This is a genomic window from Pandoraea terrae, from assembly GCF_902459695.1.
Classification (GTDB): Bacteria; Pseudomonadota; Gammaproteobacteria; order Burkholderiales; family Burkholderiaceae; genus Pandoraea; species Pandoraea terrae.
In genome coordinates this window covers 38,379-62,344 of sequence record NZ_CABPRZ010000017.1, presented here as the reverse complement: position 1 = coordinate 62,344, position 23,966 = coordinate 38,379, and the positions used below count along the sequence as shown (strand labels likewise).

At 65.3% G+C, this 23,966-nt stretch carries 20 protein-coding genes and 1 riboswitch; of the genes, 9 read left to right on the top strand and 11 right to left on the bottom strand.

Annotation, left to right across the window (positions count from 1 at the left end):
* Positions 1-121: 121 nt before the first annotated feature.
* The 4 genes from PTE30175_RS18640 to xdhA all read right to left on the bottom strand — a co-directional run bounded on the left by PTE30175_RS18640 (position 122) and on the right by xdhA (position 6,138).
* On the bottom strand, positions 122-1,156 hold the full coding sequence (locus PTE30175_RS18640) for an adenosine deaminase (protein WP_150698569.1): 1,035 nt from the start codon (positions 1,154-1,156) through the stop codon (positions 122-124).
* An 85-nt stretch (positions 1,157-1,241) separates the two neighbouring features.
* Positions 1,242-2,300, bottom strand: coding sequence for a xanthine dehydrogenase accessory protein XdhC (gene xdhC, locus PTE30175_RS18635; protein ID WP_150698568.1), 1,059 nt, complete (start codon positions 2,298-2,300; stop codon positions 1,242-1,244).
* A 1-nt stretch (position 2,301) separates the two neighbouring features.
* Positions 2,302-4,653 carry a xanthine dehydrogenase molybdopterin binding subunit gene (xdhB, locus tag PTE30175_RS18630; RefSeq protein ID WP_150698567.1) on the bottom strand — a complete coding sequence of 784 codons (2,352 nt, stop codon included), beginning with the start codon at positions 4,651-4,653 and terminating at the stop codon, positions 2,302-2,304.
* Positions 4,654-4,665: 12 nt separating this feature from the next.
* Positions 4,666-6,138, bottom strand: coding sequence for a xanthine dehydrogenase small subunit (gene xdhA, locus PTE30175_RS18625; RefSeq protein ID WP_150698566.1), 1,473 nt, complete (start codon positions 6,136-6,138; stop codon positions 4,666-4,668).
* Positions 6,139-6,358: 220 nt separating this feature from the next.
* Between xdhA and PTE30175_RS18620 the strand changes: the two genes are divergently transcribed.
* Positions 6,359-7,321 (top strand): LysR substrate-binding domain-containing protein, encoded by a 963-nt coding sequence (locus PTE30175_RS18620; protein ID WP_150698565.1) that lies wholly within the window; start codon positions 6,359-6,361, stop codon positions 7,319-7,321.
* A 27-nt stretch (positions 7,322-7,348) separates the two neighbouring features.
* Here the strand turns inward: PTE30175_RS18620 and PTE30175_RS18615 are convergent, their stop codons facing one another.
* From PTE30175_RS18615 to PTE30175_RS18600, 4 genes are all read right to left on the bottom strand, one after another.
* Complete coding sequence (locus PTE30175_RS18615) at positions 7,349-7,861, bottom strand: disulfide bond formation protein B (RefSeq protein WP_150698564.1); 513 nt, start codon at positions 7,859-7,861, stop codon at positions 7,349-7,351.
* Positions 7,862-8,014: 153 nt separating this feature from the next.
* Entirely contained in the window at positions 8,015-9,403 is a 1,389-nt protein-coding gene (locus PTE30175_RS18610) for an amidase (RefSeq protein ID WP_150698563.1), read from the bottom strand.
* Between the two features lies 1 nt (position 9,404).
* Positions 9,405-10,097, bottom strand: a complete 693-nt coding sequence (locus tag PTE30175_RS18605) for a GntR family transcriptional regulator (RefSeq protein WP_150698562.1) — start codon at positions 10,095-10,097, stop codon at positions 9,405-9,407.
* Between the two features lie 96 nt (positions 10,098-10,193).
* Positions 10,194-10,865: a DUF2848 domain-containing protein gene (locus PTE30175_RS18600; RefSeq protein ID WP_224788852.1), complete on the bottom strand. Its 672-nt coding sequence runs from the start codon at positions 10,863-10,865 to the stop codon at positions 10,194-10,196.
* Between the two features lie 311 nt (positions 10,866-11,176).
* Between PTE30175_RS18600 and PTE30175_RS18595 the strand changes: the two genes are divergently transcribed.
* Entirely contained in the window at positions 11,177-12,955 is a 1,779-nt protein-coding gene (locus PTE30175_RS18595) for a cation:proton antiporter (protein WP_150698560.1), read from the top strand.
* A 108-nt stretch (positions 12,956-13,063) separates the two neighbouring features.
* Here PTE30175_RS18595 and PTE30175_RS18590 read toward each other — a convergent pair whose 3' ends face one another.
* From PTE30175_RS18590 to PTE30175_RS18580, 3 genes are all read right to left on the bottom strand, one after another.
* A complete protein-coding gene (locus PTE30175_RS18590) occupies positions 13,064-13,642 on the bottom strand; it encodes a PaaI family thioesterase (RefSeq protein WP_224788851.1) in 579 nt (192 codons plus the stop codon).
* Between the two features lie 85 nt (positions 13,643-13,727).
* Positions 13,728-14,405, bottom strand: a complete 678-nt coding sequence (gene ribB, locus PTE30175_RS18585; RefSeq protein WP_150698559.1) for a 3,4-dihydroxy-2-butanone-4-phosphate synthase — start codon at positions 14,403-14,405, stop codon at positions 13,728-13,730.
* 97 nt (positions 14,406-14,502) lie between these two features.
* Positions 14,503-14,668: riboswitch (FMN riboswitch) on the bottom strand.
* 170 nt (positions 14,669-14,838) lie between these two features.
* Positions 14,839-15,042 carry a heavy-metal-associated domain-containing protein gene (locus PTE30175_RS18580; protein ID WP_150698558.1) on the bottom strand — a complete coding sequence of 68 codons (204 nt, stop codon included), beginning with the start codon at positions 15,040-15,042 and terminating at the stop codon, positions 14,839-14,841.
* 291 nt (positions 15,043-15,333) lie between these two features.
* Between PTE30175_RS18580 and PTE30175_RS18575 the strand changes: the two genes are divergently transcribed.
* The 7 genes from PTE30175_RS18575 (at position 15,334) to PTE30175_RS18545 (ending at position 23,960) form a co-directional block, all read left to right on the top strand.
* A complete protein-coding gene (locus tag PTE30175_RS18575; RefSeq protein ID WP_150698557.1) occupies positions 15,334-17,787 on the top strand; it encodes a heavy metal translocating P-type ATPase in 2,454 nt (817 codons plus the stop codon).
* Between the two features lie 172 nt (positions 17,788-17,959).
* Positions 17,960-18,733 carry an endonuclease/exonuclease/phosphatase family protein gene (locus PTE30175_RS18570; RefSeq protein ID WP_150698556.1) on the top strand — a complete coding sequence of 258 codons (774 nt, stop codon included), beginning with the start codon at positions 17,960-17,962 and terminating at the stop codon, positions 18,731-18,733.
* 347 nt (positions 18,734-19,080) lie between these two features.
* Entirely contained in the window at positions 19,081-20,460 is a 1,380-nt protein-coding gene (gene iscB / locus PTE30175_RS18565; protein WP_420819657.1) for an RNA-guided endonuclease IscB, read from the top strand.
* The gene (gene cueR, locus PTE30175_RS18560; protein ID WP_150698554.1) at positions 20,457-20,891 is read left to right on the top strand and encodes a Cu(I)-responsive transcriptional regulator; all 435 of its coding nucleotides are present in this window, start codon (positions 20,457-20,459) and stop codon (positions 20,889-20,891) included. The genes iscB and cueR overlap by 4 nt, the downstream gene beginning before the upstream one ends.
* 231 nt (positions 20,892-21,122) lie before the next feature.
* Positions 21,123-21,263 carry a DUF3563 family protein gene (locus PTE30175_RS18555; protein ID WP_150698553.1) on the top strand — a complete coding sequence of 47 codons (141 nt, stop codon included), beginning with the start codon at positions 21,123-21,125 and terminating at the stop codon, positions 21,261-21,263.
* A gap of 329 nt (positions 21,264-21,592) precedes the next feature.
* Positions 21,593-22,417: a translesion DNA synthesis-associated protein ImuA gene (gene imuA / locus PTE30175_RS18550; protein ID WP_150698552.1), complete on the top strand. Its 825-nt coding sequence runs from the start codon at positions 21,593-21,595 to the stop codon at positions 22,415-22,417.
* Entirely contained in the window at positions 22,350-23,960 is a 1,611-nt protein-coding gene (locus PTE30175_RS18545) for a Y-family DNA polymerase (RefSeq protein WP_191629138.1), read from the top strand. Before imuA ends, PTE30175_RS18545 begins: the two co-directional genes overlap by 68 nt.
* Positions 23,961-23,966 lie beyond the last annotated feature (6 nt).

Genomic DNA, 23,966 nt, shown 5'->3' with positions numbered 1-23,966 from the left:
GGAATGTTCGGCATCATGGCGCGATGATGACGCGCCAATGCGACGCTTCAGATGTGACAAAGGCCCGTCTGGCGGGCCTTTGCGGGGGTGGCAGCCGGCGAAGGCCGCCTCGGGGATTGCCCTAGGATGCCTGCCAGAAGCGGTCAAGTTCGCCGATCAGGGCGCGCTTGGCGCGGTCGTCGATGAACGACGCTTCGAAGCTGTTGCGTGCGAGCGTGTAGGCGTCCTGCGCCGTGAGGTCGAGCGATTCGAATGCCGCGAGGTAGTTGGCGTTGACGTAGCCGCCGAAATAGGCCGGATCATCGGAATTGATCGTGACCGCAAGGCCACGGTCGAGCAGCGCGCCCAAGGTGTGATCGGCCATGTCGTCGAATACTTTGAGGCGGGTGTTCGAGAGCGGGCAGACGGTCAGCGCGATGCGCTCGCGTGCGAGGCGGTCGAGCAGGGCCTCGTCTTCGATGGCGCGCACGCCATGATCGATACGTTCGACGCGCAATATGTCGAGCGCTTCATGAATATACTCGGGCGGCCCTTCTTCGCCGGCATGCGCGACAATCCGCAAGCCGAGCGCACGGCAGCGCTCGAAGACGCGCGCGAACTTGGCCGGCGGATGGCCGAGTTCCGACGAATCGAGGCCGACGCCGATCAGGCGATGCGGCAGGCTGCGGAAGTAAGGCAGCGCCGCGTCGAGCGTGGCGAGTGCGTCCTCTTCGGGCAAATGGCGCAGGAAGCACAGGATCAGGCGGCTGGAAAAGCCGAGTTTTATTTCAGCTTCGGCGAGCGCGCGCTCCATGCCGGCCATCACGATTTCCAGCGGGACGCCGCGCGCCGTGTGCGTCTGCGGATCGAAGAATATTTCGGCGTGGCGAACATGGTCGGCGACCGCATGCGCGATGTATGCGCGCGTCATGTCGTAGAAGTCTTCCTCGGTCAGCAGCACGCTGGCGCCGGCGTAATAGATGTCGAGGAACGATTGGAGATCGTGGAAGGCGTAGGCCCGGCGTAAGGCTTCGACTGACGGATACGGCAGCGCCACGCCGTTACGTTCGGCCAGCGCGAAGATCAATTCCGGTTCCAGGGTGCCCTCGATGTGCAGATGCAGTTCCGCCTTGGGCATGCGGCGGATTTTTTCGGCGAGCTGGGGTGTCAGCGGCATGGGACCTCTCAGTGGGTACGCTCATTGGGTAAGGATGCGTCCGGCCATTTTACAAGCCGCGGCGGACCATGACACCGAACAGAACTTAAAGTGCGGTGGCAGGCGCTTGCCGGACCTGCTGCTCGCGCACCCGCAGCAACTGCGCCGCGACGGCGATGGCGATGGTGGCCGGCGCCTTGCCGGTGATGCCGGCCACGCCGATCGGGCAGACCATCTGTTCGAAGCGCTCGGCCGGCACACCGCGATCGCGCAGGCGGTGTTCGAATTGACGGCGCTTGGTCATCGAGCCGATCAGCCCGAAGTAGGCAAAGTCGTCGCGCTTGAAGATCTGTTCGCACAGGCGCTGATCGAGCGCGTGGTTGTGCGTCATCACGAGGAAATACGTGCCGGCCGGTGCGTCGTCGACCACCGCTTCGGGCGTATCCGTCGATTCGACCGTCACGTTGGACGGCACCGATGCGGGAAACGTTTCGCTGCGTTCGTCGGCCCACGTGACGCGGCAGGGCAGCGTCGCGAGGACGTCGACAAGTGCGCGGCCGACATGGCCGGCGCCGAACAGCACGATATGGAAATCGCTCGGCGCGATGCGCTCGGTCAGCCACAGCCAGCCATCCTCGGCTTGCCAGAACGTACAGGCCGCGTCGTCCGCGTCGCGGGTGAGCGTGTAGGGACGTACCGGGGCGCCGTCGTCATCGGGTTCGCCCAGTGTCACGGGCCCGCCTTGATGCGCAACGCAGACGGCGTCCGCTCCCGGCGCACCGAACGCGACGCTGCGCAGGGTCGTTTGCCCGACGGCGAGACGTTTGCCGAGGGTGGTGACCCAGCCCAGATCCGCGAGCGTCAGCACCTCGAACGCGAGGGTGACGGCCCCGCCGCAGCACTGGCCGAGGCTCGGGCCGAGCGAGAAGCGCTCGACATGGCGGCCACCCTGCTGGCCATATTGACGCAGCAAGCAGCGCGCAACTTCCATGGCGCGCCATTCCAGATGCCCGCCGCCGATCGTCTGCCAGACGTGTTCGCGCGTGACGAGGATACACGCCCCGGCTTCCCGAGGCGCGGAGCCTTCTACACGCGCGACCGTCACCAGCACGGCGGCTTCGCCGCGCGCCAGTAACCGGTGGGCCTGCTCGATCCAGTCGTGCATGTCAGTGGGTGGCGCTGCGCGTACGCAGTTCCGTGATCGCGTTCAACAATGCTTCGGACGTGGCGGGCGCATTGAGCACGGGCTCGTCGCGATAGTCGTTCACGCTCGCGACGGCATCGCGCAGCGCGTTGAACACGGAGAACGGCAGCAACAGCGGCGGCTCGCCCACGGCCTTCGAGCGATGGATCGAATCCGACACATTGCTGTTCTCGAACAGCGCCACGCGGAAGTCGGTCGGGCAATCGCTGATCGCGGGGATCTTGTAGGTGGAGGGCGCGTGCGTCATCAGCTTGCCGTCCTTGTTCCACCACAGTTCTTCCGTCGTGAGCCAGCCCATGCCCTGAATGAACGCGCCTTCCACCTGGCCGATGTCGATCGACGGATTGATCGACTTGCCGGCGTCGTGCAGGACGTCGGCGCGCAACAGGCGCCATTCGCCGGTCAGCGTATCGAGCACCACTTCCGAGACGGCTGCGCCGTACGCGAAGTAGAAGAACGGGTTGCCGGTCATGGTCTTGGGATCCCACGACAGGCCCGGCGTTGCGTAGAAGCCGTCGGACCAGAGTTGCACGCGCGCCCAGTAGGCGGCTTCGACCAGATCGGGGAACGAAACCGCTTCGCCGTTAGCGGTGACGATGTCGTTGGCGAACGTCACGTCCTCCTTCCTGCCGCCGTACTTGTGTGCGGCGAATTCGGCCAGGCGCTCACGAATCTTCCACGCGGCATTCTGCGCAGCCTTGCCGTTCAGGTCGGCGCCGGTCGACGCCGCCGTAGCCGACGTGTTCGCGACCTTGGCCGTGTCGGTGGCCGTGACCCGCACGTGCGACAGATCGACGCCGAGCTCATGGGCGACGACCTGCGCCACCTTGGTATTGAGCCCCTGTCCCATCTCGGTGCCGCCGTGGTTCACGAGCATCGAGCCGTCGCGATAGACGTGCACCAGCGCGCCGGCCTGATTGAAGGCCTGGACATTGAACGAGATCCCGAATTTGAGCGGCGTGAGCGCCAGGCCTTTCTTGAGGACGGGACTCGTGCGGTTGAATTCGCGCACCGCCTCGCGGCGGGCCCGATACTCGCTTTCCGTTTCGAGCTGGCCGACCAGTTCGTGAATCACGTTATCGCGCACGGTCTGCCCGTAGGGAGTGACGTTGCGCTCGGCCCTGCCGTAGAAGTTGACCTTGCGTACGTCAAGGGCATCCTTGCCCAGTTTGCGCGCGATGGCGTCCTGCAGCACTTCCATGATCAGCGCGCCTTGCGGGCCGCCGAAGCCCCGAAAAGCCGTGTTCGACTGTGTGTTGGTCTTGCCGCACAACGCACGAAGATCGGCCTCCGGCACGAAGTAGGCATTGTCGAAGTGGCAGATGGCGCGCGTGGCGACGGGCCCCGACAGATCGGCGGAGAAACCCGCGCGCAAGGTCATGTCGACTTTCGCGCCGGTGATCCGGCCGTCGTCGTCGAAGCCCACGTCGTATTCGAAATAGAAGCCGTGCCGCTTGCCCGTGATCATCATGTCGTCGTCACGGTCCAGGCGCAGCTTCACCGGACGGTTCAGGCGCGTGGCGCTTATCGCGGCGACACAAGCGAACAGGCCCGACTGCGATTCCTTGCCGCCGAAGCCCCCGCCCATGCGGCGGCACTCGACCTGGACCTGATGACTATGCCAGCCAAGGCAATGCGAGACCAACGCCTGCATTTCGCTTGGATGCTGCGTGGAGCAATGGACGTGCACGCCTTTGCCTTCCTTCGGAATGGCGTACGAAATCTGGCCTTCGAGGTAAAACTGCTCCTGGCCGTTGCATTCGAACGTGCCGGTCATGCGGTGCGCAGCCTTGGCGATCGCGGCATCGGCATCGCCGCGGCGCAGGTGGTAGGGTGGCAACACGCCCACGCCGGCGGCCTTGGCCGCTTGCGGCGTGAGGACGGCCGGCAGATCTTCGTATCGGGCGACACCGAGGCGCGCAGCGCTGCGGGCGGCGTCGTGCGACTTGGCGATCACGGCGAACATCGGCTGGCCGATGTATTGCACGACGCCGTCGGCGAGGATCGGGTCGTCGTGGATGACCGGGCCGCAATCGTTCACGCCCGGAATGTCGGCGGCGGTAATCACGTCGACCACGCCCGGCGCCCGGCGCACGGCGTCGAGATCGAGCGAGACGAGCTTCGCGTGGGCCTTGGCCGACATGCCGAGGGCGCAATGCAGGGTGCCTTGCAACTCGGGAATGTCGTCGATATATGTGGCTTCGCCGGCGACATGCAGCTCGGCTGATTCATGCGTGCGCGAACGGCCGACCTGCTGAGCGGCGTTGGCGGCGGCGCCGGCTTGCGTCATGAAGCCTTCAACTTGCTTGTTCATGGCGGTCTCCGGTCAGGCAAAGGCGAACGCGTTGACTTCCTGCGCGGACAGCGGCGCATCGGGTCGCGTTTCCAGGAAAAAACGATACAGCAGATTCTGTGCCCCGGCCAGCCGATAGCCGCTGGTTGCCCGCATATCGGACAACGGCTGATAGTCGGCCGGAAGCGCGGCCATCGCGGCACGGGCGGTTGCCTCATTCCACGGCTGGCCGACCAGCGCCGCTTCGACTGCGGCGCCGCGCTTCGGTGTGGCGGCCATGCCGCCGAACGCGACGCGCGCCGATGTCACGTTCCCGCCGTCGAGTGTTACCGCAAAGGCGGCGCACACGGCAGAGATATCCTGATCGAAGCGCTTGGCAAGCTTGTAGGTACGGAAATGCTGGCCCGCCTGCGGCAGCGGCACGCGGATGCCCTGCACGAATTCGCCGGCTTCGAGTGCGGTTTTCTGATAGGCGAGGTAGAAGTCCTCGAGCGGCATTTCCCGCGTGACGCCTGCACGGTGCAGCACGATTTGCGTGCGCAGGGCGATGAGGGCCGGCATGGAGTCGCCGATCGGCGAGCCGTTGGCGACATTGCCGCCGAGCGTGCCCGCGTTGCGGATCGGGAACGAGGCGAAGCGCTGGCGCAGTTCCGCAAGTTCCGGATAGTGGATGATCAGGGCGTCGTAGGCGTCGTTCAGCAGCGCGCCCGCGCCGATGTAGAGGGCGTCGCCTTGCCGCGCCACTTCGCGCAGTTCGTTGACCTGACCGATATAAATGAGGTGCTTGAGGTCGCGGAACTGCTTGGTGACCCACAGGCCGACGTCGGTGCTGCCGGCCAGGATGCGCGCCTCCTGGAAGCGGGCGCGCAATTCGCCGAGTTCGGCGAGCGTGCGCGGCGCGTGGAAGGTGTGGCCGTCGAATTCGTAGGACAGCATATCGCCGCGTTGCAGGGCTTGCAGCTGTTTGGCGAGCGCGGCGCGATCGAACTCGGCGCGCGGCAGGTTGAACATCTGCTGGCCGGCGTCGACGATTGGGCGATAGCCGGTGCAGCGGCACAGGTTGCCGGAGAGGACGTCGTCGATTTCGCGGCGCGACGGGCAGCCCGCGGCTTCCGGCCGGTTGACGTACATGGCCCACAGGGACATGACAAAGCCGGGCGTGCAGAATCCGCATTGGGAGCCGTGGCAGTCGACGAGCGCCTGCTGCACCGGGTGGAGGGCGCCGTCCGCCTGGCGGAGGTCTTCCACGGTAAACAGGGCACGGCCGTCGAGCGTGGGCAGGAACTGGATGCAACTGTTGACGGCGCGCAAGGCGACGCCGCCGTCGTCGGCCAATTCACCGATGACCACGGTGCAGGCACCGCAATCCCCCTCGGCGCAGCCTTCCTTGGTGCCGGTGCAATGCAGGTCTTCTCGCGTGTACTGGAGTACGGTGCGGGTCGTGGCCTGATCGGTCACCTCGTGCACACGGCCGCGGTAGAAGAAGCGAATGGCTTGTGTCTCCATGATCTTGAGTGTAGTGCAAGTGGGTATGGCCCGAAGATAGCACCGGCGCCGGCGGGAAGTATTTCTCGGCAATGATGATGGCTATTCGGCCGCCCCGATGACCCGGCATTGGCATAAACTATCCGTACCCGTGCGCGATCGCAGTGTTTACCATGAGAGGCGCAGATGGGGTACCTTCATTCCATCGCAGGCCGCCAGCAGAGGACTGACCATCGCCGTTATGCAAAGACCCCGTGAACAGATCGACGCTTACCTGCTGCGGGTGTTGCATACCCTGTTGACGGAGCAGAGCGTGTCGCGCGCGGCGCTCAAGCTAGGCCAGTCGCAGCCGGCCATCAGCAATTCATTGCGCCGCCTGCGCGAGATCACCGGCGACGCCATTCTGGTGCGCGGCAAGAGCGGGATGGTCGCGACGGAGCGCGGGCGCGAACTCCTCGCCTATGCCACCGACGCGCTTGCGGCAATCGACCGGATCACGCATCCGGCCACGGAATTTGTCCCGCAGACGACCACGCGTGTGTTCAAACTGGGGGCGCCGGACTATCTGGATGCCGTCTTCTTGCCGAATATTGCGGAGGTGGTGCGCCGCGATGCCCCTTCAGCGCGGTTGACCGTCCAGTCGATCTCGGCCGGGGTCGACTACGTCGGCGCGCTCGAAAACGGGTCGCTCGACGTCGTGGTCGGCAACTGGCTGGAACCGCCGCCGCAGTTGCACATGTCGCGCTTGTTCGACGACGAGGTCGTATGCATGGTGGGCGCGCAGCATCCGCTGGCGAACAAGGGCATTTCGCTCAAGCACTATCTGGAGTTGCCGCATTTGGCGCCGACGCCGTATGTGGCGGAGCGCCACAGTTTCATCGACGGATGCCTGGCGGAGCAGGGATTGCGCCGCAATATTCAGATGACGATGCCCTATTTTGGGCTGGTTCCCTATGTGCTGATGCGCACGGATCTCGTATTCACGACTGGCCGGCAATTCGCGCAGCACTACGCGCGCTACCTGCCGATTCGGGTATTGCCGTCGCCGTTCGCCTTTCCGCAGATGCGGTTCTATCAACTGTGGCACGAACGCACGCATGCGGCGCCTGAGGTGACTTGGTTGCGCCGGCGGATTGCCGATGTGGCGACGGAGCTCGATGCGGCGGCGAAGGCGGCGGCCGCGGCGGCGGTGCGTCCGGACTGAGGCCCGGAAATGGCGAAAGGGTGGCGTTCAGGCTAGCGCCGAGGTGCGCCTGGGCCGATGAAACACCAGGGCCAGGAATATGGCGACGAACCCGATCAACGCCCATGTCGGCAATGACAGGCCGAGGATTGGCGGATACACGGTCTGGCACATGCCCTGCACCTGGAAGACCTGCGGCAGCCAGCGCGAAGTCGGCAAAGCATCGACGAAGCCTTCGACGACGTCGTAGCCGCAACTGACCATCGGATTGGCCTGCACGTACATCAGATATGCGGCGGCGCCGGCGCCACCGAGCGCGGACAGCGCGGACAGCCAACGTGCGAGGCGAATGCCTGCCCAGCCACGCGACACTGCGCCGGCAAGACCGAAAATCGCGATCAGCGCCAATGCATATCGTTGAAGAATGCAAAGCGGGCAAGGATCCTCGCCGAGGGCGTACTGAAAATACAGCGCGCCGCCGATCAGGGCGAGGCAGACGGCGGTCAACAACAGATACAAACGGCGTTCGCGCCGCAGGACAGCATCGGAATGGGCGTTCATGTCACGTCAAACGGTTGAGAGCCGGCGCAAAACCGGCTCGGGCGTTAGTTGGCGTGGGCATTGTACCCTTGTCGCAACCCGGTCGTCCGTCGGCCCCCAAGATATCAATCACTGACAGCGTTGCAACGCGCACGAGCGTTCCGCGATGCATGATCAAGCGCAGCCCAAACCTGCCGCCCGAAGCGCCGCTTCCGTGGCGCGTCCGACAGACAGCAGCGACGCATCCGAGCCGTTACAAGCGCTCAGCATCAGACCGACCGGCGCATCACCCGCCGCGTGACAGGGCACGGAGAGTGCACATCCGTCGATCATGTTGATCGCCGTGGGATTACGCAGCACCAGCGCATTGGTCGCGGTAAACGCGGCGTCATCGGCCTCCAGCGGGGCAACGCGCGGCGGCGTGAGCGGCACGGTCGGGCAGAGCACGGCGTCGAAGGCGTTCCACACCGGATTTGCCTGCGCGATCAGTGCAGCGCGGCCGGCGAGCAGGTCAATGTAATCCGCCGCCGTCGCCGGCTCTCCCTTTCGAATGCGGACCAGCACGCGCGGATCGTAATCGCCGGCCTTCCCGGCCAGCAACTTCCGATGCCATGCATAGGCCTCGATCGGCGCGAAGCCGAACCGGTTCAGGGCCGGCAGGTCGTCGAACGGCGCAAACTGGAACTCCGTCAACGTCGCACCGGCCCGGGCGAGTGCCTGCAACGCGCGTTCGTACGCCGCCAGTGCCGCCGGCTCAGCGCCATCAAGCACATAGTTCGTCAATATACCGAAGTGCAGCCCCCGCAACGGACGCGAAGCCGCCACCGCCGTTTCGTCGACCGGCAGGCCGGCCAGGATCGCATCCACGCGTGCGCAGCAATCGACCGTGCGTGCGATCGGCCCGACGGAATCCAGCGATGTCGACAACGGCAATGCACCGTCGCGCGGGGTGCGCGATGCCGTCGGCTTGAAGCCCGTCAGGCCGCAGAACGCCGCCGGAATCCGGATCGAGCCGCCGGTGTCCGTCCCCAGGCCGGTCGCCGCCATGCCATCGGCCACCGACGCCGCCGCCCCCGAGGAGGAACCGCCTGCGATATGACCCACGTCGCGGCCCCAGGGCGAGCGCGGGGTGCCGTAATGCGGATTCAGGCCCAGGCCCGAGAAGGCGAATTCGGTCATATTGGTACGGCCGACGATGACCGCGCCTGCCTGACGCAACCGCGCCACCGCGCCCGCATCGCGCGTCGCGGGCGGCGCGTCGGCGAGCGCCGTCGAGCCAGCCCGTGTGACTTGTCCGGCGACATCGAAGAGGTCCTTGACGGACACCGGTACGCCCATCAGCGGCGATAGTCGAACGCCGGCGCGGCGCAATGCATCAACACCGTCGGCCGCTGCACGGGCCGCATCGGCATCGATTCGGGTAAAGACGGTCGCGCCCTGGCCGGCAGGGTCGGCGATGCGTTCGAGCGCCTGTTCGGTCAGCGCGCGGCTGGTGGTGCGGCCGCCGTCGAGCGCGGCGGCCAGTTCGGCCAGAGGTCGTTGCAGCGAGATGTCGGGGGTCATGTCAGATCGCTTTCAGGATGTGCGTACGGAATTCTTCGATATGCCGCTGGATGGCTGCGCGCGCGGCCGCGACATCTCGCGCCTTGAGCGCCTCGAACAGTTCGAGATGCTCCTCGTGGACGTCTTCGAGATGGCTCGGCGCCGACAGCGCGAGAAACCAGAAGCGCAGCGAGCGTTCGTGCAGGCCGCGCAGCAGGTCGGCAAGGGTCTGGTTGCGCGATGCGCGGGATACGGCCAGATGAAAGTCCCGGTCAATCGCCATCATCGCCGCCACGTCGTGCGCGGCGACGGCATCGCGCGATCGCGTCAGCACGGCTTCGATGGCGGCCAGATCCTCCGGCGTCGCTGCCCGCGCAGCCAGTTCCACGCAGTACGCCTCGTTGACCATGCGCACGTCGATGATCTCGAGGGCGTCATTGAGCGAGACCGGCGCGACCATCGCGCCCTTGCGCGGCAGGATCACGAGCAAGCCCTCCAGCGCAAGACGCTGCAGCGCTTGATGCACTGGTGTACGGCCGAAGCCGGTCGACTGCATCAATTGGGCTTCGTTCAGGTATTCGCCGGGGCGAAGGCGCAACGTGATGATGTCGTGCTTGATCTGCTCGTATGCGCGTTCAGCCAGACTTCGGGTGTCGGGCTTGGCGGCCGCAGGCGTCGGCGGCGGGGGGGAAGCGAGGGCGTCCAGGGCGGTCATGGGCGTTCGGGTTGGAAAAAACGACGTCTTGCGTCGGCGATGTCCGATTCTACGGGATCGCGGGGACGCCTCCGTGCGGATTTTCCGCCTGAGGCATCAGTCGGCGATCGCCAGGGTGCGCATGCCGTATGCATGACGAAGGCTGCGGCCAAGCACCGGATCGTGCAGTTCGACTTCGAACCGCTCGCCGCCGGCAATGCCGCCGATGGCCGCGAGCGTCCCGCAGAACATCGCCGTGCCTGCGCGCATCCCGTCCGGCGCGAAGCGCTCGCGTAATTCCAGCGGGTTCAGGAGCGTGGTGACGGCGCCTTCCTGATACAGGCGGCGCTGGCCGCCGGCGGTCACCCATGAACGCAGTTCGAGCCGGTCCCAGTGGTCCGCGACCTCGGCGAAATGCCATGCGGCGCGCGACACGGGCTTCGGGCACACCTGCTTGGACACGGTCACGCCATAGGTCTCGACTTCGCGGTCGGTATGGTCGGAGCCGACCGACACGAGCAAGCCGTCGTGACTCTGGATCAGCACGCACTCCGCCTCGCCGCTGCTGGCGCTGCCCACCACGTCGATGTCGGCGTCCTGCGTCAACAAGGCGTGGCCGAGCCGGTAAAAGCAGGGGGTGGCGGACGGCGGCCGGACGCCCAGGGCCGCCAGTTCCGCAATGTGATGCTCGACCGCGGCGCGGTCGCGACCGGCCCAGCCGGCGATGATCAGGGTGTGGACGGACGCCGTCGCGTGGCCGTCCGGCAAGGTGAATTCGAGGGACGTCACAAGAAACTCTCCTGAAAAACCGGCGCAGCGCGCCGTACTGCGGGCCGCTACGGCGCCCGCGAAAAAGGCCATCGGACGAATGCATCGCCATGGCTGTGAAATTTAACTAATATTAATGTGATATTTCACATTCCCGCAAGCGGAAATTTTTGTCGGCTGATATGCCGCCCGGCGGGAATTTTTTGGTCAAGGGCTCGTCAACCCACCATTCAAATGTCCACGCAATGCCCGGCCGCTGTCGCCGCGGGGGCGGCGCGTGAAGTCAGAAAACATCAAGCATTGGCGCGCAAGCGCCTCGGGGAACCTATCGGATGCACCACGCCGTCGACTTCATTCAGGATCTCGCGGTGATCATGCTGCTGGCTGGCATCGTCACCGTCATCTTCAACCGTTTCCGGCAACCGGTCGTCCTCGGCTATATCGTCGCAGGCGTGATCATCGGGCCGTATACGCCGCCGTTCGCGTTGATTCACGACGAGAAGACCATCAATATCCTGGCCGAACTCGGTGTGGTGTTCCTGATGTTTTCGCTGGGCCTGGAGTTCAGTCTGCGCAAGCTGGCGCGCGTGGGCGTGACGGCCGTGGTCGCGGCGCTCACCGAGATCGTGCTGATGCTCTGGATCGGCTTCGAAATAGGCCGGTTCTTCGGCTGGAAGCCGATGGACTCGCTGTTCCTGGGCGCGATGCTGGCGATTTCTTCGACGACGATCATCGTCAAGGCGCTCGACGAACTCGGGCTCAAGCGTGAACGTTTCGCGCAACTGATCTTCGGGGTGCTGATCGTCGAGGACATACTGGCGATCGGCATGATCGCATTGCTCTCGGGGATCGCGATCAGCGGGTCGGTCGACGCCGGCGAAGCGACGTTTACGCTGGGCAGGCTGCTGTTGTTCATGATCGTGTCGCTCGTGACCGGCATCCTGCTCGTGCCGCGCGCGCTGGCTTACGTGGCGAAGTTCAAGAGCGATGAAATGCTGCTCGTGACGGTGCTCGGCCTGTGTTTCGGCTTTTGCCTGCTGGTGATCAAGCTTGGATACAGCGTGGCGCTGGGCGCGTTCCTGATCGGTGCGATCATGGCGGAGGCACGTCAGCTTCACACGATCGAGCGGCTCATCGGGCCGCTGCGCGACATGTTCAGCGCGATTTTCTTCGTGACGATCGGGCTGTTGCTCGACCCGAACGTGATCGTCAATTATTTGTGGCCGATTGCTGTCATCACGGTGGCGGTCGTCGTCGGCAAGGTCGTGTCGTGCGGCCTTGGTTCGTTCCTGTCCGGGCAGGACGGACGCACCTCCATGCGTGTCGGCATGGGCTTGTCGCAGATCGGGGAATTTTCCTTCATCATCGCGGCGCTGGGGCTCTCGCTGAAGGTCACGAGCGACTTCCTGTATCCGGTGGCCGTGGCGGTGTCGGTCATCACGACGCTGCTCACGCCCTATCTGATTCGCGGCGCAGACCCGTTTACGCTTTGGCTCGGCCGCATGATGCCGGGCCGGATACGTTACGTGCTGGGTCAATATACGCAGTGGCTGCAAAGCATCCGTCTGTCAGGCGACGGCGCCGCGCTGATGGGCTTCGTGCGCCGCATTGCGCTGCACGTGGCGGTGAACCTGGCGATGGTCGCGGCAGTCTTCCTCGGCGGCGCGTTCTTCTTCGGGCGTCTGGCCGAACTGATGTCGCCGTGGGTGTCCGACACCAGTCTGCAAAGCGCCGTGGTGTGGGGCGGGGCGCTGCTGTTGTCGTTGCCGTTCCTGGTCGCCGTGTACCGGAAGCTGAAGTCGCTGAGCCTGCTGCTGGTGGAATTGTCGGTGCCGGCGAGTTTGGGCGGCCGTTATACGCTGCACGTGCGCCGCGTGGTTGCCGAAATCCTGCCGCTGGCCGGGATGGTCGGCGTCATGCTGATCGTGGCGGCGCTATCGGCAAGCATTCTACCGTCGACGGAGATGCTGGTGCTGACCGGCGTCGGCGCCGTCGTGCTTGCTGTGTTGCTGCGAAGCTGGTTCGTGCGCATGCACGCCAAACTCCAGATCGCGCTCAAGGAAACACTGGAACATCAGCACGATGCGCAGGGCGGCGGCGGACAACATTGACGCCGGCCTGATGCGTGACGAAAGCGCCCAACTGCACGGCCCGCCAAAGGCTGGATCCATGTCCAACTTTTGGGGAGCAGTTCAAAACGGGGGGGACCATAGATTTTTTTATTGGCGATCCCGTTTGGGCGGGAAATCGAAAATCAGGCAGGTCGTGCTGGCGTGGGCGTAAAGCGTGCCGTCAGGGCCATATAGCCGGCCTTCGGCGGTGCCGACCTGGCGCCCGACATGAACGGTTGTACCCTCGGCGCGCACCAGCGGTACATCCTTTGTCAGTGCCTTCACCATATTCACTTTCAGTTCCAGCGTCGTATAGCTTTTGCCTGCGGGCAAACTGGCGTGAATGGCGCACCCGACACACGAATCGAGCAGCGTCGCGAACCATCCGCCATGCACCGATCCGAGCGGGTTGTAGTAAGGCAACGCCGGACGGCCCTGGAATACCGCGCGGCCAGGGGTGAACTCGATGCCGATGAAACCGAGGGTCTCGCCCATCGGCGGGAAGGGCAGCTTGCCGTCGAACATCGCCTGGAAGAGTTCCACGCCGGTCAGGCCGGCGGCGTCACTCGGTGGAAATGTGCCGAACGTCGGCGCGGTCCCCATCGCGTGACGCGCGCGAATCGCCGCCTCTTCCGCCTCCCATTGCGCCAACACGGCCGCCGCATCCATCTTGAGGGATTCCGTCATTTGTCCACCTGTAACTTTCATTATAATAGTTACATTATAGACGGCAACTCCGCGACGTGTGCGGCACGCGCGTGGAGGTAAACGTCTAGGCGGCGGCGGGCTGGGCGCCGCGGTAGGTGGCGAGTTCGTCGATCGTCAGGATCGGCAGGTCGTGAACGGCCGCGAAGCGTTCGATATCAGCCCCGCGCGTCATCGTACCGTCGGGGTTCATCAGTTCGCACAGCACGGCGGCCGGCTTGAGGCCGGCGAGCACCGCCAGATCGACCGAACCTTCCGTGTGGCCACGGCGGGTCAGCACGCCGCCCGGCTGGGCGCGCAGCGGAAAAACATGCCCCGGGCGCGAAAGGTCGGACGGTTTGGCATCGTCGGCTATGGCAGCGCGAATGGTCGTGACGCGATCGGCGGCAGACACGCCCGTCGTGACACCTTGCCTGGCTTCGATCGTGATGGTAAATGCAGTGCCATAGCGGCTCTGGTTCTGTGTGACCATCGGCGGAAGATCGAGGCGGCGCAGGGTCTCGTCGGGCAGGCAGAGGCAGACGATGCCGCTGCATTCGCGGATCAGCATGGCCATCGTGGCGGAGGTGATTTTCTCGGCGGCGACGATCAGGTCGGCTTCGTTCTCACGATCGAAGTCGTCCATGAGGATCACCGGGCGGCCTTCGCGCATGGCATCGAGCGCGGCGGCAAGGCGTTGCGGGAAAGCGCCGAGATTGGCGAACGCCGCAGGCGCGGTAGATTGAGACGTGTGGCTAACGGACATGAAACGCTCCTCGCGTAAATGAAATGGGCGAAAAACGTTTCAGGGCATGCGAACGGACGTGTCCATGAGGCAACCGCCCCATAGAACGCGGGAATCGACGCATCTTCTCTCATCCGGACTATGACCGTCGGCCCTGGCATCGCACCAGATCTGCTGACCCCGCCACGGCCGGAAAATGGCCACGACAGGCGCTCGCGGGCTCGTTGCGGCCATGGCCGCCACTTACCGCCGGTGGGGACTTTCACCCCGCCCTGAAGACGTGTCTGACGCCGCTGCGCGTGCATCGATTGCCGCACAGCAACATCAGCGGGCAAAGCGTATCACATTCGTTGCGCGCGCAACGTCGTCTGAATCGGTCAGGCCGCCCGGACGAGGCTGTGGCGCCGCCAATCGCCGTGAGCTGCACGCGCGCGCGGCGATTTCCGGCGTACTTTCAGGATGGGGTCTTCGTGACGGCGTAGCCGGCGTCCGTGATCGCCGCAGCGAGTTCGGGGGCTGGCAGGCGGCTTTCGACGTTCACCTGGCCGGCGCCCAGATCGACCGAGACGCGCGCCTGCGCATCGCGGGCGGTGATCGCGCGCGTGACCGCCTGGACACAGTGGTTGCAGCTCATGCCTTCGACTTGGAATTGCAGCATTGTCAGCTCCTTGAATGCGTCGGTTGCAGATTCGATGCATTCATTATGGGCCTTGCCACGATGGTAAGCTCAAGCGGTTTTCGGATGCGGCCGATCTTGCGCGAGATGTTCCCCAAACCGCATGGGTGGGCAGTCCGGTACATTGAAGGGAAACGGGTGTTCTCTTCCCAAGTGTGGAAGCGTGGAAGTGGTGGGGGGCGAAAATCGGGAATATCGCTTGACCTTCCCATCATGGAAAAGTCTAGGCTTGAACTTGTCATCCACTTGTGAAGTACGTCACGGAGGCAGGATATGCATCAAACCTGGTCGCTGGAAATCGAGGGCATGACATGCGCCTCGTGTGTGGCTCGGGTCGAAAAGGCGTTGCGCCGGGTGCCCGGCGTGGCACAGGCCACGGTCAATCTGGCCACGGAAACGGCGTCGGTCGAAGCCGGCCAGGATGTTGCCCCGGCGGCGTTGCTGGGGGCGGTCGAAGCCGCGGTCAACGACGCGGGCTATCACGTGGCGGAGGTAACACGGGAGCTTGCGATTGCCGGCATGACATGCGCGTCGTGCACCGGGCGCGTGGAAAAGGCTTTGCGTGCGGTGCCGGGGGTGAGCGAGGCCAACGTGAATCTTGCGACAGAACGCGCCTCGGTGCGCGGCGTTCGCGGACTGGCCGATGAAGCCACGCTGATCGCAGCGGTGCGGCGCGCGGGGTACGAGGCGAGCGCGGTTCGCGATCCGGCGAAGGCGGCGGCCGAGCCGTCCGGCCCGGCGTGGTGGCCGGTCGCGGTGGCTGCGCTGCTGTCGCTGCCATTGTTTCTGCCGATGCTGCTCGAACCGTTCGGCGTTCACCTGATGTCGCCACCGTGGCTGCAATGGCTGCTGGCGACGCCGGTGCAATTCTGGCTCGGTGCGCGTTTCTATCGCGCCGGCTACAAGGCGCTACGGGCCGGCACCGGCAATATGGATCTGCTGGTGGCGCTCGGCACATCCGCGGCCTATGGCTTGAGTCTTTACGAATGGTGGCGTGCGCCGGCCGGGGCGGTGCCGCATCTCTATTTCGAGGCGGCCGCGGTTGTCGTCACCTTGGTCCTGCTGGGCAAATGGCTCGAGGCGCGGGCGAAGCGCCGCACGGTTGAGGCCATCCGCTCACTGGCGGCCCTGCGCCCGGATACCGCGCGCGTGCTGCGCGATCCGCACGGTGCGGCTGAAGCGGTGACGGTGCCGTTGGGCGACATTCGCGTCGGCGATTGGGTGGTCGTGCGCGCGGGCGAGCGCGTGCCGGTAGACGGCGTAATCCGCGCCGGGGCGAGTCAACTCGACGAATCGCTGCTGACGGGAGAACCGTTGCCGCTCGACAAGGGCGAAGGCGATGGTGTGGTCGGCGGGTCCATCAACGGCGCCGGCACGCTCCGTATCGAGACCACCGCCGTCGGTGCGGATACGGAATTGTCGCGGATCATTCGCATGGTCGAAGACGCGCAAGCCGGCAAAGCGCCGATCCAGCGCGCCGTCGATCGCGTCAGCGCGGTGTTCGTGCCTGTCGTGGTCGGTATCGCAACGCTCACGCTGCTGGCGGGGTGGGCATGGGGCCTTGGTTTCGAAGCGGCCATGCTCAATGCCGTCGCGGTGCTGGTGATCGCGTGCCCGTGCGCGCTCGGCCTCGCGACGCCGGCAGCGATCATGGTCGGCACAGGCGCGGCGGCGCGCTACGGCATTCTGATCAAGGACGCCGAGGCGCTCGAACTTGCGCATCGGATCGAAGTGGTCGCGTTCGACAAGACCGGTACGCTCACGGAAGGCAAGCCGCGGCTCGTGGCGCTTTCGCCGGCGCCGGGCGTGCAGGCCGATGAGACCGATGCCTTGCTGCGTCTGGCCGCTGCGGTGCAGTCGGGCAGTTCGCACCCGCTCGCGCATGCGGTGATGCAGGCGGCGCGGGAGGCCGGCGTCAACGTGCCGCCGGCAAGCGATGTCGTCGCCCTGCCGGGGCGCGGCATGCGTGCGCAAGTTGTCGACGGCGAGCTTACCCACACATTGCAACTGGGCAACGCGCGCTTGCTCGGCGAGCTTGGCGTGGCGCAAGGCGCGCTGGCTGACAGGGCATCGCAGTTGGCGGGCACGGGGCACACGATCTCGTGGCTCGTTTCGATAGCACCCGGCACTGATGCGCCCCGCATGCTGGGCATGCTCGCGTTCGGCGACACGATCAAGCCGGCGGCGCGCGAAGCGGTCGGCCGCCTGCATGCGCTGGGCGTGCGCTGCGTCATGGTGACCGGCGACAACGCAGGCAGTGCGCAAGCCGTCGCAAACGCGTTGGGGATCGACGAAGTCCATGCCGACGTGTTGCCTGGGCACAAGGCCGATGTCGTGGCGTGTTTGAAGCAGGGCCGTGCGCCGGGCGCGGTCGTGGCGATGGTCGGCGACGGCATCAATGATGCGCCGGCACTTGCGGCCGCCGACGTGGGCATTGCGATGGGATCGGGCACCGACGTGGCGATGCAGACGGCCGGCATTACGTTGATGCGCGGCGACCCGTCGCGCGTGGCGGATGCCATCGACGTGTCGCGGCGGACGTGGGCGAAGATTCGTCAGAATCTGTTCTGGGCGTTTGCCTATAACGTGGTCGGCATCCCGTTGGCGGCATTCGGTTTGCTGAGCCCGGTGATCGCCGGGGCGGCAATGGCGCTGAGCAGTTTCAGCGTGGTCAGTAACGCTTTGTTACTGCGCCGTTGGCGTCCTGCCGCACGAGCGCAAACTTGACGGCGCATAATGGGTACGGGCTTTTATCCGATTCCGCGTGCGCCGGATTCGTCTCCCAGCCTGTTTGCCACCGTTGTTTTGCCACTGTTTCGCCACGGCTTTCGCCACTTGAGAACAGGGACGGCATCGCCCCATCCAAGTGATATCGCCTGTCGCCCTCGCGCCGGAGATCATGCCGAATACTCTGCATATCGCAAGCTACAACATTCACAAGGGCTTTTCCGCCTTCAACCGCCTGCGCGTTCATGAACTGCGCGAAGGGCTTGAAGGCCTCGCACCGGATCTTGTATTCCTTCAGGAAGTCCAGGGGCTGCATCTACACCACGCGGTGCGTCACACCACCTGGCCGGTCCAGCCGCAACATGAGTTTCTGGCCGGCAGCACGTGGTCTGCGCATGCGTATGGGCGCAACGTCGTCTACGACCACGGCCACCACGGAAATGCCATTTTGAGCCGCTATCCGATCGTGCGCGCGGACAATCACGACATCACCACGTATAGCTTCGAGAAGCGCGGCATGCTGCATGCTGAAGTCGACATACCGGGCTGGTCGCGGCCGCTGCATTGCCTGTGTGTGCATCTGTCGCTCGCGGGACGGGGCCGGCGGCGCCAGTTCGAGATGCTGGCCGAGCGCGTGGCCGAGGCCGTGCCGGACGATGCGCCGCTGATCATCGCAGGCGATTTCAACGACTGGAGCAATCAGGCGAACCCGTTGCTCGCCGAACGCCTTGCGCTGACGGAAGTGTTTCAAAACAGTTCAGGACGACCCGCGCGCAGTTTTCCCAGCAGCTTGCCGTTGTTGCGGCTCGACCGCATCTACGCGCGCGGCTTTCACATCGAGGGCGCCAAAGTGCTGCACGGCCGTCCGTGGTCGCGTATTTCCGACCATGCGCCGATCAGCGCCCGGCTCGTCCCGCGGGATGGATCGTCAACCACCCCGGCATAAATGCCGGAGCTTGTAAAAGCTCGAGTTGACCAGGGAAAGCGGTACCCAACCCGCTACGTTGCCAGTAGGTACAAGACCGACGCCGGAATGCTTCTCCAGTTCCGGATAGCGCCGCAAGGCGCATTCGAAGCAGCAGTCGCAGACACGCGACAGGGTAAGTTCGAAACGGACTGCTGCAAGACAGGGCAACCTGTCCAAGCCGGCTTGCAACCTTCCCGAGGAGAGCCTTGCCGAGAGGCAAGCGTCACAAGGCCCGTAAGGGCTGACGGCTGGAAAGACAGCACCATTTGACGAAAGAGGAGTCTGTTTTGCCTGTCTTTGTGTTGGGTCGTAACGGACGGCCGCTGATGCCGTGCAGCGAGAAGCGTGCGAGGAAGCTCCTCGGCGCTGGCCGCGCGCGCGTGCATCGGCGCTATCCGTTCACGCTTCGGCTCATCGACCGGCAACCGGCTGACTCCCGGTTACAAGCGCTGGAACTCAAGCTTGACCCGGGTAGCCAGACGACCGGCCTGGCCCTCTGTCGTGTGGCAGCATCGGTCGATGGCGATGGCGTAGTCCATCGCGTCATGCACATCCGCTTCCTGATGGAGCTCGTGCATCGGGGGCGCGCTATCAAGCAAGCGCTGCAGGCTCGCTCGGCGATGCGCCGCCGCAGGCGGGGCAACCTGCGCTATCGCGCCCCGCGCTTTGACAACCGCACCCGCAAAGCGGGCTGGCTGCCGCCCTCGCTGCAACATCGCGTCGACACGACCATGGCCTGGGCCAGGCGTCTGTGCAAGCTCGCGCCGGTCACGCACATCGCACAGGAGCTCGTGCGCTTTGACATGCAACTAATGCAAAATGCCGAGATTTCCGGCGTCGAGTATCAGCAGGGTGAACTGGCGGGCTACGAGGTACGGGAATATCTGCTGGAGAAGTTCGGTCGCAGCTGCCAATACTGCGATGCCACCGGCGTGCCGCTGCAGGTCGAGCACATTCATGCGAAAGCGCGCGGCGGCTCGAGTCGCGTGAGCAACCTGGCGCTGGCCTGTGCGCCGTGCAACCAGAAAAAGGACAGCCGCGACATCCGCGCGTTTCTGGCGCAAGACCCCACGCGGCTGGCGCGGATTCTCGCGCGAGCCAAGGCACCGTTGCGTGATGCCGCCGCCGTCAACACGACGCGCTGGGCGCTCTTTGAGGCCTTGAAGGGCACCGGCTTGTCCGTCTCCACGGCGAGCGGTGCACAGACGAAGTGCAATCGCACGCGGCTGGGGCTTCCCAAAACCCATTCCCTCGATGCCGCGTGCACGGGACAGGCGGATGGCGTGACCGGCGCCGCTGCGCCGGTGCTGGTGGTGAAGTGTTCCGGACGCGGCTCGCGCAGCCGAACGCGGCTCAACCAGTTCGGGTTTCCGCGCGCTTACCTATCGCGCAGCAAAACCGCGTTCGGATTTAGAACCGGGGATATGGTGCTCGCGACGGTGCCGAACGGTAAAAAGGCCGGCACGTACCAGGGGCGTGTCGCCATCCGTCAAACGGGCTCCTTCAACATTCAGTCCGGGAAGCCGGGGGTGCCGACCGTGCAAGGCATCTCACAAAAGCACTGCAAGGTGCTGCAACGCGGTGACGGCTATGGCTACGCCTGTCAGCCTTCCCCTTATTCAACAACGAAAGGCAACGAGGCCTGCGGCCTCGGCGCCTTTCCGCTCCGCCCTGAAGGACGGAGTGTCGCGGAGCAACTCGGATGAATATCGGACAAGCAGCCCAGGCAACAGGCGTCACGGCCAAGATGATCCGCTACTACGAAAGTATCGGATTGATTCCGCCAAGTCCCCGGTCGGATGCCGGCTACCGCCGTTATGGCGAACAGGAACTGCACTTGCTGCGCTTCATCAGGCAAGCGCGCCGGCTCGGCTTCGGTGTCGAACAGATTCGTCAGTTGCTCGCCTTGTGGCAGGACCGCGGGCGCGCGAGTTCGCAGGTCAAGGCGTTGGCACAGGCCCATGTCGCCGAGCTCGATCAACGTATTGCCGAACTGGTGGCTATGCGCGACACGCTCACACATCTCGCGGATCATTGTCATGGCGATGATCGGCCCGACTGTCCGATCCTCGACGGTCTCGCGGCCGCCGACTTGCCGACGCAATCCGCGCCGGCTTGCCATCCGCAACACCATTGACATGAGGGGCCGGCGTGTGAAAAAACGGCACCCCGGGCGTTGTTGTACGGCAGCAACTGAAACTTAAATGATTGATAGATAAAGGATTATTTAGGTTTTTGGGGCGTTTGAGGGGGGCTTCTAGCAGAATTTTTCCAGATTTTCTATATTAGGGCCAACCCTATGAGGTAAAACCCTATATAATGCGAAGCACTGCTGCGATGCAGCACACTATTGATCTGGAGAAACGTCATGTTTGCCGCCCTGTTTGAAGTCGTGAACACTTGGTTTGAAAATGCTGAGCGCCGTCGCCGCGAAGCGTTCCTGGCCGAGTCGAAGGACATCATTGAGCTGGAACAACGTATCCGCGCGCTCGAAACCGCCGGTTACTGAAAGGCCTGGCCGAACGGTCGACGCTGGCGCAGTTAGGTGGTAGCAGTCGATAAGCCAAGTCAGGGCAATATCCCGCCGTCATTGGACGGCGTGCGACGGCGCCCCGACCGTTCCAGGCCTTGCGCCACAGCGCATTGAGGTTCGTTGGACCCTGAAGCCCGCTTTACGCGGGCTTTTGTTTTGTTGCGCGCAGGCTTTGTGTTTTTCAGGCGCGGGCCGCACGGCTTGCATTGGGCGTGGACTTGGGATACTGTACATCCATACAGTAATTTGCGGGGCACCATCTCATCCTGGAGGGTGTTCCACCGCTTCGCCACTCGTCTGCCGCCATGACCCTGTCGCTTTCCGCATTGCCAGCCGGCCTTTGGCGTGCCAGCGAACTGGCGCGCTATACCCGTCCGGGTCACCGTACCGGCTTTGCCTCGCTCGATCATGAATTGCCCGGCGGCGGCTGGCCGCAGGGGGCCGTCACCGAATTGCTATGCGAGCGTGCGGGCATCGGGGAGTGGCGTCTTCTGGCGCCGGCCTTGCGCGATCTGACACAGGCCGGGCAGGCCGTCCTCCTGGTGGCGCCGCCGCTCCTGCCTTATGCGCCGGCGCTGGCGGCATGGGGCATCGATTTACGTCAACTGACGATCGTCACGCCGCCCGTCCCTGCGCCGGCGGTCCGTGCGGGGCGGCGCACGGCGCGGCCCCGGGGCGAGAATCGCGACATGCTGTGGGCGGCGGAACAGGCACTCAAGGGCGTGTGCTGCGGCGCGGTGCTGGCATGGTTGCCGGCTGCCACCCCTGAACAGGTGCGGCGTCTGCAAGTGGCTGCGTCGGGCGGCGATACGCTCGCGTGGCTGATACGGCCCGCGATGGCGGCTGCGACCGCTTCGGCGTCGCCGTTGCGGCTCGGATTGACCGTCGGCGCGGGTAGCCGGTTGGCCGTGCGGTTTCATAAACGGCGCGGGCCGCCGCGCACGGAACCGCTCTGGCTGAGCTTGCCTGCGCCGCATGCGCGTGCGGTGCAGGCCGCCGAGCCGGCGGCATCTCACAACGCCGGTGCGCCATGCGCCGGCAGTTCTCACACAGGAGCCGGGCATGGCCTGCTGGATCGCCTTGCACCTGCCGCAGCTGGCGCTCGAGATCGCACCGCCGCGAACGCCTGAGCGTTCGGCGGCCGCAGTGGCCGGCGTGGCGGAGCTGCCTGACGCGGACGATCCGATCGTCGTGCTATCGCAGACACGTGTCTGGCAAGCTGGCGCGATGGCGCGGCGGGCCGGTGTGCGCGCCAGCATGCGTCGCGGCGGCGTGCTCGCCTTGCTGCCGCAGGCGCGTTTCCATGATCGCGACGAAGTGGCCGAAGCGAAGGCGCTCGAAGCGTTGGCGCTTGCGCTGCTGCGCTTCGGTCCCGATGTCGCCATTGCCGCACCACAATGCGTGATGCTCGAAGCCGGAGCGAGTCTGCGCCTGTTTGGCGGCTTGGCGGCGCTCTGCCGCCTGGTCGTGGAGACAGCCCATACGCTTGGGCATCGCGTCACCCTCGGCGTGGCGGCAACCGCCGCCGGCGCGACGCTGCTTGCGCGTGACATGGCCGGCGGGCGAGGGCGGCGCCGTCGTTCCGCGCAAGCCACGCAAGCCGGCGGCGTGGCGGCAGCGCCGGTTCCGGAAGCGGCTGCACCGATTGACCTGGATGCCCTTGTGCCGCAGCTCGACGCATTGCCCGTGGCGTTGCTGACGAGTGCCGGTCCGTGGCTCGACTGGCTCGCGCAAATCGGCTGCGCCACCCTGGGAGCGTTGCGTGCGTTGCCGCGCGCCGGCATTCGCCGCCGCTGCGGCGCCGAATTGCCGGGCGAGTTGGCGCGCGCCTACGGCGAGGAGGTCGAAGCGCCCGCCTGGTATCGCGCGCCGCCGCACTTCGAGGCCTGCTTGCCGTTGCCGGCGCTTACCAGCGACGTGAACGTCCTGCTGTTCGGCCTGCGCCGCTTGCTCGCGCAATTGGCGGGCTGGCTCGGCGCGCGTCAACTCGGCGCGCGCATCGTCACACTCGTGCTCGAACACGAACCGCTTGGCCGTCACACGCTTGCACCCACGCAGTTGGCGATCGCGCTGGCTGCGCCGAGCGCGTCGCCCGACCATCTGCTGGCGGTCTGCAAGGAGCGCCTGGCGCGTCAGCCGCTGGCGGCGCCTGTGCTCACGCTGCGTCTGGACGTCACGCAAACCGCACCTTACGCGCCGGTGAGCGGTGCGTTGTTGCCGGAGCCGGGGCGCGTGCGGCACGACCTCGTTCATCTGCTGGAGCGCTTGTCTGCGCGTCTGGGGGAAGACCGTGTCACGCAACTGCATGTGCGTGGCGATCATCGCCCGGAAACCGCGTTCGTCTGCATGCCGCATGGCGCCGCGTTGCCGGCTGGCGCCGCGCGTGCGGGGCCGGCGGCGGACACGGTGTCATGCGCGGCGCCGCCGCGCCCGGCGTGGTTGCTCGATGCACCGCGGCGGCTGGAGATGCGCCAGGAAAAGCCGTGGCGTGACGGCCCGCTGACCTTGTTGAGCGGCCCGGAGCGCATCGAGGCGGGCTGGTGGGAGCCGGGCACCGTCACGCGCGACTATTTCATTGCGGCAGACGCTGAGGGGGCGTTGTTGTGGATCTTTCGCGAGCGCCCTGTGCATGGCGCGTCCGCGGCCTGGTATCTGCATGGCCTGTTCGGTTGAGCGGAT

Coding starts and splice junctions, on each gene's coding strand:
- PTE30175_RS18640 (WP_150698569.1), bottom strand. CDS start 1,156: ATGCCGCTGACACCCCAGCTCGCCGAAAAAATCCGCCGCATGCCCAAG.
- xdhC (WP_150698568.1), bottom strand. CDS start 2,300: ATGCACGACTGGATCGAGCAGGCCCACCGGTTACTGGCGCGCGGCGAA.
- xdhB (WP_150698567.1), bottom strand. CDS start 4,653: ATGAACAAGCAAGTTGAAGGCTTCATGACGCAAGCCGGCGCCGCCGCC.
- xdhA (WP_150698566.1), bottom strand. CDS start 6,138: ATGGAGACACAAGCCATTCGCTTCTTCTACCGCGGCCGTGTGCACGAG.
- PTE30175_RS18620 (WP_150698565.1), top strand. CDS start 6,359: ATGCAAAGACCCCGTGAACAGATCGACGCTTACCTGCTGCGGGTGTTG.
- PTE30175_RS18615 (WP_150698564.1), bottom strand. CDS start 7,861: ATGAACGCCCATTCCGATGCTGTCCTGCGGCGCGAACGCCGTTTGTAT.
- PTE30175_RS18610 (WP_150698563.1), bottom strand. CDS start 9,403: ATGACCCCCGACATCTCGCTGCAACGACCTCTGGCCGAACTGGCCGCC.
- PTE30175_RS18605 (WP_150698562.1), bottom strand. CDS start 10,097: ATGACCGCCCTGGACGCCCTCGCTTCCCCCCCGCCGCCGACGCCTGCG.
- PTE30175_RS18595 (WP_150698560.1), top strand. CDS start 11,177: ATGCACCACGCCGTCGACTTCATTCAGGATCTCGCGGTGATCATGCTG.
- PTE30175_RS18590 (WP_224788851.1), bottom strand. CDS start 13,642: ATGACGGAATCCCTCAAGATGGATGCGGCGGCCGTGTTGGCGCAATGG.
- ribB (WP_150698559.1), bottom strand. CDS start 14,405: ATGTCCGTTAGCCACACGTCTCAATCTACCGCGCCTGCGGCGTTCGCC.
- PTE30175_RS18580 (WP_150698558.1), bottom strand. CDS start 15,042: ATGCTGCAATTCCAAGTCGAAGGCATGAGCTGCAACCACTGTGTCCAG.
- PTE30175_RS18575 (WP_150698557.1), top strand. CDS start 15,334: ATGCATCAAACCTGGTCGCTGGAAATCGAGGGCATGACATGCGCCTCG.
- PTE30175_RS18570 (WP_150698556.1), top strand. CDS start 17,960: ATGCCGAATACTCTGCATATCGCAAGCTACAACATTCACAAGGGCTTT.
- iscB (WP_420819657.1), top strand. CDS start 19,081: ATGCCGTGCAGCGAGAAGCGTGCGAGGAAGCTCCTCGGCGCTGGCCGC.
- cueR (WP_150698554.1), top strand. CDS start 20,457: ATGAATATCGGACAAGCAGCCCAGGCAACAGGCGTCACGGCCAAGATG.
- PTE30175_RS18555 (WP_150698553.1), top strand. CDS start 21,123: ATGTTTGCCGCCCTGTTTGAAGTCGTGAACACTTGGTTTGAAAATGCT.
- imuA (WP_150698552.1), top strand. CDS start 21,593: ATGACCCTGTCGCTTTCCGCATTGCCAGCCGGCCTTTGGCGTGCCAGC.
- PTE30175_RS18545 (WP_191629138.1), top strand. CDS start 22,350: ATGGCCTGCTGGATCGCCTTGCACCTGCCGCAGCTGGCGCTCGAGATC.